This window comes from Peptoniphilus sp. HMSC075B08 (assembly GCF_001815405.1).
GTDB lineage: Bacteria > Bacillota > Clostridia > Tissierellales > Peptoniphilaceae > Peptoniphilus_A > Peptoniphilus_A harei.
On sequence record NZ_KV820437.1, the window covers coordinates 114,532 to 115,271 of the forward strand.

Sequence of the window (740 nt, forward strand, 5' to 3'; positions counted from 1 at the left end):
CCCTTACCACCCCCAACGACCTGGCAGGGGCCCGACCCCTTAATACGCAAAAAGCTCTCCGACTAAAAATTTCAAACTCGCTTCGCTCAAACAATGAAATTTTCTTAACGTCTCCGAACTTTTTGCTTACTGCCTTATTAGCTTGCAGCATATTGGCAAACTTTACAACCTCATAAGACTTCAACAAGCTGGGGCACTCGATTAGTTTACATCTTAAGTTTGAAGCTGTTATTTGTTAAGAGAGTGATAAAAAATACCAGACTCACATTTAATTCTAAAGTCACAGTTTATTGAGAAGTCATAAAAAATTCCAGACTCACATTTAACTCTTAAGGCATAGTTTGTTACGGACTCACAAAAAAATACAACTTCACAAATAAATATGAAGTTATAAAAAGATGAAGCTTAATCATTTACTGGTTAAGCTTTTTTTGATACAAAACTTTATTCGACTTATTAAGTATTGGTAAGTAACTCAACATAAGTTAGGAACATTCTAGAGGTAAAACCGTGAAATAATGTCGAGAAACCCCGTAAGGCAAGACAGCCGTCAAAAAATTCAATGTGATTGAGCAATTTATTGCTCAATCGATGAACCTTACAACGAAAAGGAGCGAAGCGAATTTTGAGTTGATTAGGTTCACGCGAAGCTCGCAAATAAAAAATAGAGCTAGGACTTTCTGACTTTATTGATAAATTATTTTAAATTTTTAAAAGTTTGTAGCGAGCAAGTTTTGAAT